The organism is Rhizobium sp. BG4 (assembly GCF_016864575.1).
Taxonomy (GTDB): Bacteria; Pseudomonadota; Alphaproteobacteria; order Rhizobiales; family Rhizobiaceae; genus Rhizobium.
The window spans coordinates 3,808,712-3,822,979 of the sequence record NZ_CP044125.1 but is presented as its reverse complement, the minus strand read 5'-3'; the positions used below and the strand labels follow the sequence as shown (position 1 = coordinate 3,822,979).

Below are 14,268 nucleotides of genomic sequence, written 5' to 3'. Positions count from 1 at the left end.
GCCGTCTCGAAGAAGCAACAGGAACGGTCCCATGACACACGAGCATTTGATTTTCCGCGACCCGAAGACGGGACGCACGGCGCACATTTCCGAAATCAAGCGCTGCCGGCCGAGCCGCGACCTCGCGGGCAACCGAACCGTGACACTGATTTTGATGGGCGGGCAATCGCCGATCCGGTTCCCCGCCGACTGGTCGGAGAAGGCTTGTGGGCTGATCAGCGCCGCGGCATTCGCGATTCGTCATCCGAAGCCGGTCGGACATGATTGACAGCACGTTGCTCTTACAATCCGTCCGTCTTGCCTCGTGCTGCTTTGCGAGCGGCAATAGCTCCTATCAATGCCGCAGTCTCCAAACGGGGCTTAATTGTCGCGACTAGATTAGCCGCTGCGGCGAAGAACATTGCCTCGCTTCGTTTCAGCGGGTTGTTTTTGATCTTCGGGCTATCGAACGCCTCGTGGCCGAAATGCAGCAGCTCGTCAGAGTGAGCGAAGAAATTACGAACGCCTCGAATGTCGTTCAAATCCTTTGCCTCTTCCGCCGTGATCAGCCCCAGCGCCTGACTGACGTCGATCTTCGCCGAAAATGTTGAAAAGGGCCCGTACCCGCTGAATATCTTTTCTTTCAGCTTGCCGCTCAGGTTGGGCATCTGAGCTTGTAGAATCTGCTCAAGTACGCGCTCAAGAAGCGTCGCCACCATTAGCACTTTGGCAGCGTGGCTATAATCTGGCGGGATCTCGAAGAGCTTCGCCAAATCGGAGACAGGCTGGGAATCCGGCTCTTCCATGATACTACCGCGCTGTCACAACGTATCGAACTGCTCGGCCGATCAGAAAGATAAGGACCGCTGCTGCCAAAGCCGGGATTCCTCGTTCCCATTCGATCGGTCCCTGCACGGCGTAGCGCGTTTCAATGAATTGCATGTAGATGCCGGTTCCGGCCAGCCATAGCACGATGAGCAATGAGACGCCCGTACATGCCCAATAAAGAACGTTGGAAATCCGGACAGCGACGGTGGTAGGTTTGTCGTGCATGTTAGGCTCTTTCGGCTATAGACGGGGGACTGACGTAATAAGGCCCCTGATGACAACGTCATTGTCGGCCTTGATCTTGCACACGACCTCGAACCGCTCACCCGGCATGTTGCGGCTTTTGATGAATTCTGCGGCTTTCGCCCTTTCCTCACCTTCGGGCGGAGCGCAGAACGACCATGCGTCTTTCAGGTAAAACGGCACGTCCTGCGGGTGTCCGAAGTATCGGCGCGTCTCTTTCTCGTTCGGCACTCCGACAAGGATCGCTCGAAGCCCGTTCTTGTAGGAGAGCGAAAACGCGCCTTCCGGCATTTCCGGCCGCGTGTGATAGCCAGCCTGAAAGTAGTCAAAGGCGCCGTAACCGATAATGCCGAGAACGGCCGCGCCGAATATTCGCTTGATCCAGGTCCCCACCGATCGCCCTCGATAATCCTCACGCCAGCCGTACCGTTAGCACGGCGAGTCTGCAACTCAGATGCGACCGCCGATCGATAGTTTTCCCGCCGCTCTCATCGGGCGCTACGAAGGCGAGCAAGCTGCATTGGTCGCCTCTTTATGCGACCCATAAAAAACGACCACAGAGCGCCGCCAGCCGTTGCCCGCTTTCATCACACCGGCGAGCCCCTGTTTTCTCGCAGGCGTTAATCCTGACGCGATTGCGCCAGCGTCTACCCCAAAGCTGACGAAGGCCGCGCCACGGTCAATCCTTCACGATAGGGAAGAGACCATTCCCGAGAGAGGGCGAAGCCCCCTCGTCAGGGAAAAACCCGGGAAGAAACGCAACGGCCCGAAATCTCTCAAACGGGCAATTCAGACCGATTTTTTTTGAAAGCAGCATCCAGTATTCGCGATCGCCCAGCGCAAAGCCGGTTTCAGCGCCATGGGGGCATAAGGTCAAAACTCGCAAAGCACCTCACAAGCGGGATAGAGGAAGGGGGACGGGTGGCATCCGTTGCCGAACATGGATGATGATCAGAAGCACCCCGCGCCGCGGTCCCGGAACGTCTGAGTTTCGATAATCCCTTTCCCGTTTTGTTCCCCCTACCCTAAACCGCCGCTCGCCGGTTGCGAAAATGCTTCCTTTTGCTACCTTAAAAGGCAGTTGTGGGCGTTTTGACCGTCACTACCACTCGAAAAGCCATTAGATTCAGGCATCAGAGCAAAGTGGCCAGAATTACCCACAAGCCAACTTACAAACGGCGGACTGAGAGACCTAATGACGACGATCGGAAAAGAAGGCGGTGTTACGGGGGCAGATAACCCCGTCGATAACAGCCAGGTCATGGCGAAGCGGGAAGTTAAACGCCAGCGACGCGACCGAAACGGCATGTTCGTGCGCCGGAATGACGGCAAGGTCGATTACCGATCGACGCTCGGGAAACTGATGCTCAAAGCCATCAAGGCCTATCGGCTCGAACTCGCAGACCGCATGCATGAGAACGGTATCGAACGGCTCATTGAGGCCGCGGCGCTGCGCATGGCCGAAGTGCAGTGGAAACTCGACAGCCACCAATCTGCGCAGTCTATCTCGCAGGCCCGGGCTCTCGCCCGCCAAGCAGAGGAAGCGCTCGGCTTCGAGCGTCAGGTTGATCCCGGTCGGCTTCTTGGGATTGCTCTTCCGAAGCCTGTTGCCCCGCAAACCCATACAGATGCTCGCCTAGAGGCTTTGAAGGCTGGGGCGGTGCAAGGTGCCCGCGCCGCCGTTGACGAAGCCAAGGAAGCCGCTTTAGAGCGCCGCCGTCAGAAGCGGGAGCACGTCGCAGCCTGCAAGCGCGCTGGCATCGACCCCGATATCGGCCCCACCGATGCCGGCATGGCTCGGCTTTATGGCAAGGCCCGGGCGTTCGGCGCCCTTAAACAGGCTTTCGACACGGCAATTGAGGTCATGGAGAAAGGCTCGATGACGGACAAGGCTCGCGTCAGTCAGATGCTGATTGGCCGCGCCCTTGGCCCGGTTGTCGCTCCGAATGAGGCAGGCGCCGAAATCGTCGACATGGTCCCTGATGAGGCTATGGCCGAAGTCATGCGTCAGGTCGCATCGGGCGAACTCGACATGGATCACGGCTTGAAGCTTTGCGAGGCGCTGTTGCAGAAGGCGAAGGCTGGTCAGTTCATCGCGGTTCGCAGGGCAGCAGCAGGTGCCCGATGATAGCCGATATCGACACGTCACTGCTGAAACGCCACGAGATTGCCGCGCTCCTGCAGGGCATGGTTCGTTCTGGCGTCATCAATGCCCGGGCCATGAACGAGCAACTGGAAGCCTATGACGCGCAATTGGCGGAAGAGGCCGAAACCGTTCAACCGGTGCAGGGTGACGAAGAGCCCTCGCATACCGGCGGCCCCCTGCTCTTCGTGGCGGAACATGCCAGCATTCCCACACACAAGCTCACCGGCGCGGGTCTTGAGCTTCCGGTCGTCATCGTGTCGGTCGAGCGGGTTGACGATTTCCTGCCCTCGTCGAGAGCGGATGCATTTCGCATGGCTGGCGAACCGGTCCCGTTGCTCGACGACGATATCCTCGAACCGGAACATGCCCGCCCCCGCGTTGAAATCGATCGGGAGCGCGTTCTGCTCGACTTGGAGGCCATCGGGCGCATGAGCATTGCGAGAAGGCAGGAGCTCATTTTGACGATGGTTGCCGACGTCGAACCGGACACTGAGGAAGAGAAGGAAGAGCGTCGCAAGGCGATGGTGGCCCAACGGATTGCCATCGCGCAGGAAATGGCGGCGCAGCGCAAAGCGGAGAACGAAGAGAATGAGCATGTCGGATGAAACGCCCGGGAAGATCAGAGAACGCCTGGCTCTTGAGCAACGCATGATGGCGCGGCTTGTCGAGAGGCAGGAGGCGCAGGCACAGCGGCAGGAGGAGCGACGTCGGCTGCGGGATGCCTGCAAGGTGGAACCGTATCGGCCTGCGATGGCGGCTGTTCACGAAGCGCAGGTTGCCGAACTCACATCGAGGAAAGGAAAAGTACGTGGCCTCTTCGATTTCTTCCGGTGGTAGCGCCTTGCAGGCTGAGAACGTCAAGACGATTGCGTTGACGGCGTTCCCCAACGGCACGATTCTGCGATTGCCGATCGGCGATATCGGCCGGGTGTGGCGTCATCCCAGCGCACAAACGACCCTCGTCCGGATGCCTGACGGAACGGTCCAGGTGTTCGAGCGTCCCGAACAGGTCGAAGCGTATATTGCCTTGGCCGATCAGTAGCAGCGACGCAAGATTCTTGCGCAACCACGCAACGTCTGGTAGCTTTCGTACATAGCGGCGCTCTGGCAGCGACCGAGCTCCGGAAGCTCTGGCAGCACATTCATCCGGTCTCTCATGCTTTTCAGCAACTTGGAGACCGCAATGATGTATCTGGATCCCAAATCCCCCCTTCGCAAAGAACTCGCCGGCCATAACCTGACGGCTGCGCCGAAGCAGCCGAACGCCTCGTTTACTGCTGCGCAGTTCGAGGCCTATCTCGTCGAGAGCGGCCTTGTCGCTTCATGGGAAGACGCTGAGCGCGTCGCCCGCTTCGTTCGCAAGTCGAGCGAGGTATTCGCCCATGCGTAATCGCCTGCCGATCCACGAATTCGAAAAAATGCTCGTCGACCGCGGAATCGTGAAGAGCCGCAATGAAGCCGCTCGAGTCACGAACGCGATCCGATATGCAGACACGCCGCGCCACGCCCTCTTGTACGCGCGTAATTGCATGTCTGAAGCCAAGGCAAAGAAAGCGATTGCTCTGTCGATCGACCATTCGACGCTCTGGTCCCGTCAGGAGGCCAACGGAAAGGATTTCAGCGAATGCTTCAAGGAACTCCGCGAGGGGGAGCCTGATGCGGCAGCGGACGCCGCAGAGATGGTCCGCGCCCGTCTTTCCCTTGGCCTTTCCCTCGCCAGCGTCGAAATGACGCTCGGCATTGCCCGGTTGAGCGTCACGCCGACGGTTCTCAAGGGGATGGTGGTCCGCTCTTTCACCAACGTCATGCACAAATTCGCGCCTGACGATCAGGGTAAGATTTCCGGCTACGCCTCGACGCCCGGCCTCGACAGCTACAATCACCGCGTACTGAACGGGGCGTTTCAGGAATCCATCGACAGCAAGGGCTTGAACGGATCGCGCGGGATCAAGCTCATTCTCGACCACGATCATTCGAAGCCCGCCGGCGTGATCAATCGTCTTGCCTATGATGCCACGGGGCTCGCGATCGAGGCAAAGCTCTCGCTCGATATCCCCTATGTCGCCGATCGGTACGCCGCGATCAAAGCTCTCGGCGGCCTGAATTACTCGGTCGGCTTTTTCCTTGAGGAATATCGCTGGGTGGAAACGAAGAACGGCCCCGACGAGCTCATTATCGAGAAAGGCGACCTGTTCGAGATTTCCGTCGTCACCTTCCCGGGCAACGAAGCCGCAACCCTGCAAATCGGAGCATGATCGCCATGAAAACAACAGTCACCGAACAGCGGAAAACCCGCGAGGAACGCGACGCCGAGCTCGAAGCCGCCTTCGAGGCAAGCCGCCGGCGGAACCTGGAAGCCGTGAAGAAGAATTTTGACGACATGCTTCATAGCCGGTTCGACCCGGGCAAATCGTTCTCCGAAGGCTGACCAGCCGAAGGATGGGCGGGGCGTCGCGGGTTTTCCAGCGCGGCGCCCCATTTCGCAGCTTAGGAGAAAACCTATATGGCTTCGTTTACCGAATCCGCCACACTCAAAATCAACGATCAATCCTCGAAGCAGATCGCCGGATTGAATAAAGAACTCAGAGGCTTGTTTGCGACCGCTAACAGGATGCGCAAGCTTTCAACCCTTGACCTTTCGAGCCTCAAGGCGGCGCAGCGCGATGTGAAAGCGATCGGCCGAGTGCTGAACCAGCTTCCGAAATCGCGGACCATCAGCGTCAACGTGAACCAGCGTGGCAGTACGCCCCGGGTTTCAACCGCGGGGATCATCGGCGGAGGACGTGGCGGGCGTGGCGGCGGCCTGCTTACCAGCGCAGGTAAGGGATTTTCCGGCGCTATTTCTCGCCTTACTGTCTCGGGTGCCGCAACTTTCACCGGGGCCGTGACCATCTCGTCGCTGGCACTGCAATCGCTGAACGCCAGCCAGGCGCAGGACACGCGAGAACGGATCGCACTTTCGCCTGCACAGCGCAACTTCGTCAACGATGCTGCCGAGCGCGCAGCATTGGGCGCCCCGCGCATCGGCATCACCCGAGCCCGAGAGATTGCCTTTGACCAATTGGCAGGCGGCACGCCTGAGCGTGTTCTCTCGGCACAGACGAAGCTCGCGGCGAACGCCGAAGTCGTCGCCGACAACGTCGTTCCCGGGCTCGGCCGATCGCTTACGACGCTCACGAACAAATTCGTCAATTTGGCGAACTCGAACGACGACGTCGTTCGGTCCACCCAACTTGTTTCAGGCATCACCCGGGGCGCCATCGCCACCGGTGAATCGTTCAAGCCGGATACGCAAATTGCCCAATTCCGCCTTCTTGGCAGCTTGACCGGGACGTTGAATGAAAAAGGCGTCTTCAATCTCACACAGCTATTCGATGCCAGCACCACGGCTGCGAAGGGGCTCAATCGCCTGCAAAAAGAACTGTTCACGCCTACCGAGCAGGCCGGCGCTGGTTCCGGTATCGCAAAGGGCGCGGTCGCCAATCTCAATCAACGCGGCCTTCGAGGCTTCACGTCCGAGCAGGCGGCACTCTTCAACCGGGATCCGCTGTCGTTCATCGAGCAGGTGCTTGCCAAGCGGATTCAGTCGCAGGGTGTCGATACGAACAACCGTGACCAGCTTTCGAACTTCCTCAAGACTGCCGGTTTCAATCAGACGTCGCAGAACGTCATCAACCAGGTCCTGCAGTCGGTCGACGAGCGAAATCGCCAGTTCAACTTGACGCGAAACGTGGACGTTTCCGATCCCACGAAGGGGACCGAAGGAAACCTGCGCCTCGCAACGCTTGATCTGATCGCCTCATTCAATACGCTTTCGGCGAAGGTTCTGACGCCGATCGCGGAGTCAGTAGCGCCGGCCATTACCAGTGTCGCGTCATTGGTCGAGAAAACCGCACTGACAGGCAGCAACTTCGATCGGCTCGCGCTAACGGCGGGAACGGCAGCGGCAGCGCTCGGCGTGTTCAAAGTCGGTCAGTTTGGCCTCGCCGCGTTGTTCAACCCGCTGAACCAATCTGCGCTTGCTCTCGATGGGTCGGCAGCAGCCCTTACTCGGGCGGCGGTTTCGCTCGGCGGCTCAGGTGTCGCCGGGACGGTGGGCACCGCTGCAGGTGCAGCAACCGCCGGTGCGTCAACCGGGCTGGCAGCGAGAGCTCTTTCCCTCATATCGCAGTTCCCGGCGATTGCTGGCCTTGCAGCGGCGACGACGCTCGGGCGCGGGAGTGTGCAACAGTTGACGCCCTACCAGCTTCAACTTCTCTACGGCACGCCAGACGGCAAACCGAGGGCGCCATTCCAAGGCCCACCAGCGCCGGCAGGCATGACGCCGGATCGCATCTCGGCGCTGAATTCATTTCTGGACATGACCGTGCCGACGCAAATTGAACAGGCATTCGGAAGCGGCGCTGGGGAATTGCGCAGCGCGGGTTCGGACGCTGGACAAAACTTCCTTTCGACGGCGGCGACGTTTTTCGAGGGCGCCGGCGCGGCTGGGGCGGCTTTCGGACAGTCCGCCGCCGCGGCCTTCAACGCAAATGTGGCCGCTCAGGTCGGCTTGAGCATACCTCGCCCGACGGCCGATACCGGCGGCAATTCGAAGACCGAAGGACGATAACTCCCAAAGCGGCCGACGCAATGTCGGCCGCCCGACATCGGGTAGCATGTCAGATGACGCTATAGATCGTGGCGATGACGACAGCTGCTCGGAACAAAAGATAGATGATCGTCGCCATTCCGATGATCGTGAACGCCGCTCCGAGTGCGCGGATCCAGAACGGGAAGTCCCGCTCGAACCTCATTCCGACTTCCTTGCCAACGCCGCCATCCCAACGAACCGTCACGACGTCAGGGAGACCGGCAGGCGTCGAGAAATCAAGCATATGCAGCTGGAAAAACTCACCTCCGTTAAGGGAGTTCAGTTTGATCATCAGTCGCGCATGGGCGATTAGTTCGCTTGTCCATTGCCGGGGCGTCCAGACTTCAAAATGAGTTGGCCGGTAGTTCAGAATGATTTCAATGTCTTTGATCGTCTCGCGCCCAGCGTTCTCGAACCATATTTGGCGCGTCGCGACTGGCACGTTCTGCGCTTGGCCGTCCTGCCCGGCCTGCGGGTTGGCGACCAGGTAGACGAAGTTGTTACCGACCCCATAGAGCAGCTTACCGCGCCTCCGCAGCAACGCGGCGGCGACGGTCGTTAGAGCGGCAATGATAAGGGCTTGAGCTATTTCACTCTGCAATATCGTGAGAAGTAAAGGCAGCAAATTGAACGACTCCTGTTGACCGAACAGGAGTATAATTCATCTGCTGTGCGGCGCGGGAGCGAGGATGCACTTATCCCTGCTTTTCACACGATGGTTCGGCGCATGCCGAACGGCTGGCCCCTTTTCAGGGATTCCCGGGCTTTAGTCCGACCTCTCCAAGGCGTTTTTCAAGCTTCTCCCGGTCCTTCCGCATTTCGTTCAGCATGTCGTCACCGGCGCCGTCGTAGAAGCCATATTGCGTCAGATCGGCAATCAGCACCCGGCACCATTGCTTGTCGTCGGCAGGAACCTCGCTGGCGAGCGCATAGAACATGACGTCGCGAGGCAGATTGTCCCCGTTACCGCTCAAAGCCCGCTGCATCGCTTCCGTGACAGTGTCGTCGACGGCTCGCGTCTTGAGGTTCAGGATTAGGTCGGTGTCCTGACAATGCGGCCAATCAGGCTCCATGCCAGTAACGCCCAATGTCTTCGCCGCAATGCCTGCCAGCCAGAATTTTGCGAGTTCACCGCGAACGATGCCGTCGGCTCCCCGATCGAGCCCGATTGTCTCTGGCAGGTACAAATGCCGATCGAACGCGCCCGCCGCGCCGGCGAAGGACATGCATAGCGCAACTGCGATTGTGCCGATTGTCTTCCTCATTGCCTCACTTCCTTTTCCTATCTGACGCATCAACCGAACGTTTTTCTTCAAGATCCCGCAGGTCGTAAGGCTGGTAGATGGTGCGAGGTGCGGGGCGGAACTGCTCTTTCATCCAAGCCTGCAAAGGTGATGCAAGGCCAGACCCCGAGACGATGCCGACGAGCAAGCCAACGATCTGAAGCACATTCCGCACCTTCTCCAATCTGCTCGCTGGCGGCCTTTTCTGCCGTCGTGAGGCCCACATTCAATGCTGCACCTTCTCGCCGTAGTGGCGAAATCCGGCTGGGCTGATTTCGTAGCATGGTGTCGACGTGCCGTGCCGGTCGACACATATAGCGTCGGCTCTGGCATTGTCCCCGTCGAGGTAGACCATTGTCACCGAAGCGATTGTCGTCGATACAAGCCCCAGCGCAAGCCCCAAGGCCATCGAGGCGGCGGTTTTCGTAATAAGCTTTCCCATTATGCATTTTCCGTATGAGGCGCCTGCCGGTAATTTCAGACAGTCAGGCGCGGATTGTTTCAATTGACGGTCTCGTCTGCCGCGGCATGGATTCCGAGCGTGGCCTCGATTGTCCCGAGCCGATCGCGGATAGCCGCAAGCGAGTTCGAAATCTCGACGAATGCCCGCAGCTGTTCGCCGAGGTGGTTTCCGATTTCGGTGATAGCGTTCTGATGCATATTCACGAGCGCGGAGAGCGAGGCAATCGCCTCGTCTCGCATCTTGTCATTCGTTGTCGGCTGGTCGTCGCCGGCATTTTTCCGCTTGTCCGCCAAAGTTTCAATTCCTGCCGCCGCGGTTGAGGTCCAAGCTCTTGTCCTGGCGGGTAGCGCTCAAAACGCGAAATTGGTGGACAGGGTCGGCTAGACGCTCCTGCCGCTCCTGCTCGGCGCGAGCGGCGGAATATTGGGCCTTGGGGTCGAAGGGATATTCGAACGCTTCCGGATCTTCGGCTCTCTCGGCTTCAAGCATTGCCTTCACTCGGGCCCTGTGAGCTCGATCGGATTCGGTGCCGAGCGACGGCGGCGCCTTGAACGTCGCCTTTTTGGAGTAATCGTGAGCGTTAGCGATCGGCGCCATTTGTTCCGGACGGGTAGCCGGCTGGACAAGGGTGTCAGTCTTCGCGTGGTAGACCAAACGACCTTCATAGAGATAGGCGACGACGCATTCGAGCTCGGCTTGGTTCAGGCTTCCACCCCGAACGAAGGACTCGAGCCGTTCCGGATCAACGCCGGATTTGCTCGCGAATGTGAAAGGCATCTTCTGCGCCTGGCGGGCGGCTGCGCCGCGGATTTCTTCGATTGCGTTGTTCACGCGGTTCAGAACAGTTTTTCCCATCACACGGGTTCTTTCTTTGGCTTGCGACGAAAAGGCGGCGGCATAACCGGCTGATGGTCGACGATGGAGATTTGATAGCCGAAATGATCGGCAAGAAGCTGCAGCGTCTCATGTCGAGGCGACGCAGCGGGATTATTTCGGATTTTGTAAAGACCGGCGATCGTGAGGCCGGTCGCCTTCGAAACCGAAACGATATCGCCCTGCATCAGCTTTCGGCGAATGCCGTCGACAAGGCCATCGAGCCTCATCTCTATCGCAGTGCCGGGCGGGTTGAATTCATCCATTTCGTATCCCTTTTGTTCACGCAAAGGATGCTATACGAGTGTTGAACAAATCCCGAATAGGCGGTATTGATTCCCCCGCGAACCGGCGTTTACTTCGTTCGCGTCACAGGATTCGGTCGCCTTGGCGTTAGCCACACGACGGCCCCTTCCCCCTCAAAAGCTTCCTACCTGTCGAATTTTCCTGCTTTCTTTGCCTTAGTGGCGCAACAATCTTGCGCAGGAATCGGCTGTGCTGCTTATGAACCGATGTGAGTACGGAAGTCCGTACGAATGACAGAGCATGAAATTATGCAACGAAATCAAAGCGAATATGCGGACACCTCTCCCACCGTTGCCGCGGGTCGAACACCTATGGGCAAGCGAGAGTTCATCTTTCTGGCTGCCTTCATGATGGCGGTCAATTCTCTCGCCATCGACGTCATGCTTCCTGCCCTCCAGCAGATCGGCGCCAATCTGGGGGTCGAAAGCGAGAACCACCGCCAGTTCGTCGTCTCGGCCTATCTCTTCGGCTTCGGCCTCGCGCAGCTGTTCTTCGGCCCGATTTCGGACCGGTTCGGCCGCCGCAAGCCGTTGTTTATCGGCCTCGTCATTTACATCTGTTCCGCCTTCGGCATTGCGCTCATCCCGTCCTTCGGCGGCCTTCTCGTCCTGCGTTTCATCCAGGGCATCGGCGCTGCGGCCACCCGCGTCATCACCATATCGATCGTCCGCGACATCTATGGCGGCCGCCAGATGGCCGAAGTGATGTCGCTGATCTCGATGACGTTCATGATCGTGCCGGTTATCGCGCCGGGCACCGGTCAGCTCGTCATGCTGTTTTCAACCTGGCACATGATCTTCGTCTTCATTGGGGTGATGGCGACGCTGATCCTGCTCTGGGCCTATAACCGCCTGCCGGAAACGCTTGCGCCCGCCAATGTCCGTCCGTTCACGGCCAAGTCTGTCATCGGCGGCTTCAAGGTGGTTCTGACCAACCGCAGCGCGCTTTGCTACACGCTGGCAACCACCGTCGTCTTCGGCGCGCTGTTCGGCTTCATCAACTCGGCACAGCAGATCTATGTCGGCATCTACGGGCTCGGGGTCTATTTTCCCTTCGCCTTCGCCGGTGTGGCGATCTTCATGTCCTTCTCGTCGTTCCTGAATGCGCGCCTTGTCGGTCGCTTCGGCATGCGGCGCCTGTCGCATGCGTCGCTGGTCGGCTTCATCGTCGTCAACACGATCTGGCTACTCGTGCAGCTCTATGGGCCGCAGCCGACGCCGTTCCCGGTCTTCATCTGCCTGTTCGGTCTGGCGATGTTCCAGTTCGGCTGGATCGGCTCGAACTTCAATTCGCTCGCCATGGAGCCGCTCGGTCATGTCGCCGGCACCGCTTCATCGGTGCTCGGCTTCACCAGCACGATCGGCGGCGCGGCGATTGGCGCAGCCATAGGCCAGGCGTTCGACGGCACGGCGCTGCCGATGGTCATCGGTTATTTCACCGTCGCCTTCATCGGCCTTGCCTTCGTGCTCGTTGCCGAAAAGGGACGGCTGTTCCAGCCACATAATCCGGCGGTCTGATCCGCCGGACGCATTCTTTCTTGGGGGTAATTCATCATGGCGCCGGATCACACGCCGCACGTCGAAAACCAGGGCTCGCGCCGCATCGGCATGGGCTTTGCGGAATTCGTCATCACCATCGCGATCATGACAGCCAGCATCGCCATGGCGATCGACAGCATGCTGCCTGCCCTGCCCGCCATCGGGCACTCGCTCAATGTCACCAACACCAATGATGCCCAGCTCGTCATCGCCGTGTTCTTCTTCGGCTTCGGCGTCTCGCAGATCCTGTTCGGCAGCCTCTGCGATGCCTTCGGCCGCCGCAACATCCTGCTCGGCGGTCTCGCCGTCTACGTGCTCGCCATGTTCGGCGCGGCCGCCACCTCAAGCTTCGAAATGCTCCTCGTCATGCGTTTCGTCCAGGGCATCGGCGGAGCTGCCGTGCGCATCACCAGCATGGCGATCGTGCGTGACTGCTTCGGCGGCCGCGAGATGGCGCGCGTCATGTCCTTCGTCATGATCGTCTTCATGATCGTACCGATCGTCGCGCCGTCGGTCGGCCAGCTGATCATCAGCTATGCCAACTGGCACTGGATCTTCATCCTGCTCGGCCTCGTCGGCTCGATCCTGTTCATCTGGGCCGCAAGCCGCCTGAAGGAATCCCTGCCGCGTGAGGAGCGCATCCCGCTGTCGGTGCGCGCCGTCACCGACGGTTTCAAGACCGTGCTCACCAACCGCATCACCTGCGGCTACATGATCGGCCTGACGATGTTCACCGGCGTCATCAGCGCCTACGTCATCTCCGTCCAGCAGGTCTTCGGCGAGGTCTACGGCCTCGGCGACTGGCTGCCGATCGCCTTTGCGGCAACGGCCGGCGGCATTGCCGTCGCCAACTTCGCCAATGGCTTCTTCGTCCGCACCTTCGGCATGCGCCGCATTTCGCATGCAGCGGTCATCCTCTTCACGCTGGTATCGGCTTTCGGCTACGTGATGGCGCTCGGCGGCACGGTCAATTTCGTGCTCGACTACGCGCTCTTCACCGTGCTGCTGATGATGTTTGCCGTCATCGCCACCAACTTTACGGCGATCAGCCTCGAGCCGATGGGCAATCTTGCGGGCACCGCCACTGCCATCACCGGCTTCGTCTCGACGACCTTCGGTGCCGTGCTCGGCGGCGCCGTCGGCCAGATGTTCAACGGCACGGTCCAGCCGCTCTTCGCCGGCTTTGCGATCTTCGGCGCCGTCAGTGTTGCCGCCACGCTCTGGGCCGAGAAGGGCAAGCTCTTCACCCATCCCGGCGACAGCCCGCAGCTGGATGCGGGTGCCGCACATTTCTAAAAACGAAGGCCCGCTCTCGAGCGGGCCTTTTGCCGTCAGTCCATATAGGGCAGATGCGCCTCGTTGACGGCGGCAATGAACTTCTTGCGCGCCTCCCTGGCGCCGACCGCGCCATTGAAGACATCGAGGCAGGTCACCTCGGCGCGATAGAGCGCCGGCCCATCGGCAACCGGCCATTCGGTGACCATCATCCGGTAGGCATCGTGCACCGAACGGACCACGCGGTTACGGCCGCGCAGCTTCAGCCTGACGGGATCGAATTTCCGGATGTCAGTCTTTTCCATGACGCAATACCTCACGCAAAACACGCGACTCAACGAATCACCGCGCGACTCGTTCCTTCACTAGGCCGGGGTTCACCGCAACCATTCATGGTGCAGGAACCACACAGCGCCTACCAAAAAGCCGCATTGCGATGACATTCCGTTCATCTGGCGTTCATATTCCTTGTTGCCATCGCTCTTTAGGGTTAGTTTTAGCAGGCAACGATGGAGCAAGACATGATCAAGACCACCATCGCGGCTTCTGTGTTTGCCGCTTATGCTTTCGCGATGTTCGCCATCGCCTCCCTCCCCCAGAGCAATCCGATTGTTCCGGTCGATCAGCTGGTGACCAGCTCGACGAACTGAGCTGTCGCGCAAACGAAAACCCCGCTCGATGAGCGGGGTCGATACGTGATG

The 14,268-nt window shown here is 59.5% G+C and carries 23 protein-coding genes; 12 read left to right on the top strand and 11 right to left on the bottom strand.

All coding sequences use genetic code 11. The features are described from left to right. Window positions 1-31: 31 nt before the first annotated feature. Window positions 32-268: a hypothetical protein gene (locus tag F2982_RS19130; protein ID WP_203428795.1), complete on the top strand. Its 237-nt coding sequence runs from the start codon at window positions 32-34 to the stop codon at window positions 266-268. Between the two features lie 13 nt (window positions 269-281). On the opposite strand, the gene F2982_RS19125 is transcribed toward F2982_RS19130, so the two are convergent. From F2982_RS19125 to F2982_RS19115, 3 genes are read right to left on the bottom strand one after another with little or no spacing between them, the layout of a single operon-like run. Then, window positions 282-785 (bottom strand): hypothetical protein, encoded by a 504-nt coding sequence (locus F2982_RS19125; protein ID WP_203428794.1) that lies wholly within the window; start codon window positions 783-785, stop codon window positions 282-284. A gap of 4 nt (window positions 786-789) precedes the next feature. Continuing rightward, entirely contained in the window at window positions 790-1,032 is a 243-nt protein-coding gene (locus tag F2982_RS19120; RefSeq protein ID WP_203428793.1) for a hypothetical protein, read from the bottom strand. A 15-nt stretch (window positions 1,033-1,047) separates the two neighbouring features. Beyond that, a complete protein-coding gene (locus F2982_RS19115) occupies window positions 1,048-1,443 on the bottom strand; it encodes a hypothetical protein (RefSeq protein ID WP_203428792.1) in 396 nt (131 codons plus the stop codon). 802 nt (window positions 1,444-2,245) lie between these two features. Here F2982_RS19115 and F2982_RS19110 point away from each other — a divergent pair. The 8 genes from F2982_RS19110 to F2982_RS19075 all read left to right on the top strand — a co-directional run bounded on the left by F2982_RS19110 (window position 2,246) and on the right by F2982_RS19075 (window position 7,808). Further along, complete coding sequence (locus F2982_RS19110) at window positions 2,246-3,178, top strand: hypothetical protein (RefSeq protein ID WP_203428791.1); 933 nt, start codon at window positions 2,246-2,248, stop codon at window positions 3,176-3,178. After that, window positions 3,175-3,801, top strand: a complete 627-nt coding sequence (locus F2982_RS19105) for a hypothetical protein (RefSeq protein ID WP_203428790.1) — start codon at window positions 3,175-3,177, stop codon at window positions 3,799-3,801. The genes F2982_RS19110 and F2982_RS19105 overlap by 4 nt, the downstream gene beginning before the upstream one ends. Further along, window positions 3,785-4,033: a hypothetical protein gene (locus F2982_RS19100; protein WP_203428789.1), complete on the top strand. Its 249-nt coding sequence runs from the start codon at window positions 3,785-3,787 to the stop codon at window positions 4,031-4,033. The genes F2982_RS19105 and F2982_RS19100 overlap by 17 nt, the downstream gene beginning before the upstream one ends. Next, window positions 4,005-4,238: a hypothetical protein gene (locus F2982_RS19095; RefSeq protein ID WP_203428788.1), complete on the top strand. Its 234-nt coding sequence runs from the start codon at window positions 4,005-4,007 to the stop codon at window positions 4,236-4,238. Before F2982_RS19100 ends, F2982_RS19095 begins: the two co-directional genes overlap by 29 nt. A gap of 141 nt (window positions 4,239-4,379) precedes the next feature. Next, complete coding sequence (locus tag F2982_RS19090) at window positions 4,380-4,586, top strand: hypothetical protein (protein WP_203428787.1); 207 nt, start codon at window positions 4,380-4,382, stop codon at window positions 4,584-4,586. A 139-nt stretch (window positions 4,587-4,725) separates the two neighbouring features. Then, window positions 4,726-5,451: an HK97 family phage prohead protease gene (locus F2982_RS19085; RefSeq protein ID WP_203428786.1), complete on the top strand. Its 726-nt coding sequence runs from the start codon at window positions 4,726-4,728 to the stop codon at window positions 5,449-5,451. 5 nt (window positions 5,452-5,456) lie between these two features. Beyond that, a complete protein-coding gene (locus F2982_RS19080; RefSeq protein ID WP_203428785.1) occupies window positions 5,457-5,624 on the top strand; it encodes a hypothetical protein in 168 nt (55 codons plus the stop codon). Between the two features lie 75 nt (window positions 5,625-5,699). Continuing rightward, window positions 5,700-7,808 (top strand): hypothetical protein, encoded by a 2,109-nt coding sequence (locus F2982_RS19075; RefSeq protein WP_203428784.1) that lies wholly within the window; start codon window positions 5,700-5,702, stop codon window positions 7,806-7,808. A gap of 49 nt (window positions 7,809-7,857) precedes the next feature. Here F2982_RS19075 and F2982_RS19070 read toward each other — a convergent pair whose 3' ends face one another. The 7 genes from F2982_RS19070 to F2982_RS19040 all read right to left on the bottom strand — a co-directional run bounded on the left by F2982_RS19070 (window position 7,858) and on the right by F2982_RS19040 (window position 10,714). Beyond that, window positions 7,858-8,454 (bottom strand): hypothetical protein, encoded by a 597-nt coding sequence (locus F2982_RS19070; protein WP_203428783.1) that lies wholly within the window; start codon window positions 8,452-8,454, stop codon window positions 7,858-7,860. A 124-nt stretch (window positions 8,455-8,578) separates the two neighbouring features. Beyond that, on the bottom strand, window positions 8,579-9,094 hold the full coding sequence (locus F2982_RS19065; RefSeq protein WP_203428782.1) for a hypothetical protein: 516 nt from the start codon (window positions 9,092-9,094) through the stop codon (window positions 8,579-8,581). Window positions 9,095-9,098: 4 nt separating this feature from the next. Further along, complete coding sequence (locus F2982_RS19060) at window positions 9,099-9,278, bottom strand: hypothetical protein (RefSeq protein WP_203428781.1); 180 nt, start codon at window positions 9,276-9,278, stop codon at window positions 9,099-9,101. Between the two features lie 60 nt (window positions 9,279-9,338). After that, the gene (locus tag F2982_RS19055; RefSeq protein WP_203428780.1) at window positions 9,339-9,554 is read right to left on the bottom strand and encodes a hypothetical protein; all 216 of its coding nucleotides are present in this window, start codon (window positions 9,552-9,554) and stop codon (window positions 9,339-9,341) included. A 59-nt stretch (window positions 9,555-9,613) separates the two neighbouring features. Beyond that, window positions 9,614-9,868: a hypothetical protein gene (locus F2982_RS19050; protein ID WP_203428779.1), complete on the bottom strand. Its 255-nt coding sequence runs from the start codon at window positions 9,866-9,868 to the stop codon at window positions 9,614-9,616. A 4-nt stretch (window positions 9,869-9,872) separates the two neighbouring features. Next, on the bottom strand, window positions 9,873-10,433 hold the full coding sequence (locus F2982_RS19045; protein WP_203428778.1) for a hypothetical protein: 561 nt from the start codon (window positions 10,431-10,433) through the stop codon (window positions 9,873-9,875). After that, window positions 10,430-10,714 carry a helix-turn-helix transcriptional regulator gene (locus F2982_RS19040; protein WP_203428777.1) on the bottom strand — a complete coding sequence of 95 codons (285 nt, stop codon included), beginning with the start codon at window positions 10,712-10,714 and terminating at the stop codon, window positions 10,430-10,432. The genes F2982_RS19045 and F2982_RS19040 overlap by 4 nt, the downstream gene beginning before the upstream one ends. Window positions 10,715-11,065: 351 nt before the next feature. On the opposite strand from F2982_RS19040, the gene F2982_RS19035 reads away from it, so the two are divergent. Continuing rightward, entirely contained in the window at window positions 11,066-12,271 is a 1,206-nt protein-coding gene (locus tag F2982_RS19035; RefSeq protein ID WP_112716473.1) for a multidrug effflux MFS transporter, read from the top strand. A 36-nt stretch (window positions 12,272-12,307) separates the two neighbouring features. Beyond that, window positions 12,308-13,588: a multidrug effflux MFS transporter gene (locus F2982_RS19030; protein ID WP_112716475.1), complete on the top strand. Its 1,281-nt coding sequence runs from the start codon at window positions 12,308-12,310 to the stop codon at window positions 13,586-13,588. Window positions 13,589-13,623: 35 nt separating this feature from the next. Here the strand turns inward: F2982_RS19030 and F2982_RS19025 are convergent, their stop codons facing one another. Next, window positions 13,624-13,872, bottom strand: coding sequence for a DUF982 domain-containing protein (locus F2982_RS19025; protein WP_162708680.1), 249 nt, complete (start codon window positions 13,870-13,872; stop codon window positions 13,624-13,626). 216 nt (window positions 13,873-14,088) lie between these two features. Here F2982_RS19025 and F2982_RS32060 point away from each other — a divergent pair, with 216 nt between their 5' ends. Beyond that, the gene (locus tag F2982_RS32060) at window positions 14,089-14,217 is read left to right on the top strand and encodes a hypothetical protein (RefSeq protein WP_281438206.1); all 129 of its coding nucleotides are present in this window, start codon (window positions 14,089-14,091) and stop codon (window positions 14,215-14,217) included. Window positions 14,218-14,268: the final 51 nt, after the last annotated feature.

What these genes read in the sequence shown, in the direction of transcription:
- F2982_RS19130 (WP_203428795.1), top strand. Translation starts at nt 32, where the DNA reads ATGACACACGAGCATTTGATTTTCCGCGACCCGAAGACGGGACGCACG.
- F2982_RS19125 (WP_203428794.1), bottom strand. Translation starts at nt 785, where the DNA reads ATGGAAGAGCCGGATTCCCAGCCTGTCTCCGATTTGGCGAAGCTCTTC.
- F2982_RS19120 (WP_203428793.1), bottom strand. Translation starts at nt 1,032, where the DNA reads ATGCACGACAAACCTACCACCGTCGCTGTCCGGATTTCCAACGTTCTT.
- F2982_RS19110 (WP_203428791.1), top strand. Translation starts at nt 2,246, where the DNA reads ATGACGACGATCGGAAAAGAAGGCGGTGTTACGGGGGCAGATAACCCC.
- F2982_RS19105 (WP_203428790.1), top strand. Translation starts at nt 3,175, where the DNA reads ATGATAGCCGATATCGACACGTCACTGCTGAAACGCCACGAGATTGCC.
- F2982_RS19100 (WP_203428789.1), top strand. Translation starts at nt 3,785, where the DNA reads ATGAGCATGTCGGATGAAACGCCCGGGAAGATCAGAGAACGCCTGGCT.
- F2982_RS19090 (WP_203428787.1), top strand. Translation starts at nt 4,380, where the DNA reads ATGATGTATCTGGATCCCAAATCCCCCCTTCGCAAAGAACTCGCCGGC.
- F2982_RS19085 (WP_203428786.1), top strand. Translation starts at nt 4,726, where the DNA reads ATGTCTGAAGCCAAGGCAAAGAAAGCGATTGCTCTGTCGATCGACCAT.
- F2982_RS19080 (WP_203428785.1), top strand. Translation starts at nt 5,457, where the DNA reads ATGAAAACAACAGTCACCGAACAGCGGAAAACCCGCGAGGAACGCGAC.
- F2982_RS19075 (WP_203428784.1), top strand. Translation starts at nt 5,700, where the DNA reads ATGGCTTCGTTTACCGAATCCGCCACACTCAAAATCAACGATCAATCC.
- F2982_RS19065 (WP_203428782.1), bottom strand. Translation starts at nt 9,094, where the DNA reads ATGAGGAAGACAATCGGCACAATCGCAGTTGCGCTATGCATGTCCTTC.
- F2982_RS19055 (WP_203428780.1), bottom strand. Translation starts at nt 9,554, where the DNA reads ATGGGAAAGCTTATTACGAAAACCGCCGCCTCGATGGCCTTGGGGCTT.
- F2982_RS19040 (WP_203428777.1), bottom strand. Translation starts at nt 10,714, where the DNA reads ATGGATGAATTCAACCCGCCCGGCACTGCGATAGAGATGAGGCTCGAT.
- F2982_RS19035 (WP_112716473.1), top strand. Translation starts at nt 11,066, where the DNA reads ATGGGCAAGCGAGAGTTCATCTTTCTGGCTGCCTTCATGATGGCGGTC.
- F2982_RS19030 (WP_112716475.1), top strand. Translation starts at nt 12,308, where the DNA reads ATGGCGCCGGATCACACGCCGCACGTCGAAAACCAGGGCTCGCGCCGC.
- F2982_RS19025 (WP_162708680.1), bottom strand. Translation starts at nt 13,872, where the DNA reads ATGGAAAAGACTGACATCCGGAAATTCGATCCCGTCAGGCTGAAGCTG.
- F2982_RS32060 (WP_281438206.1), top strand. Translation starts at nt 14,089, where the DNA reads ATGATCAAGACCACCATCGCGGCTTCTGTGTTTGCCGCTTATGCTTTC.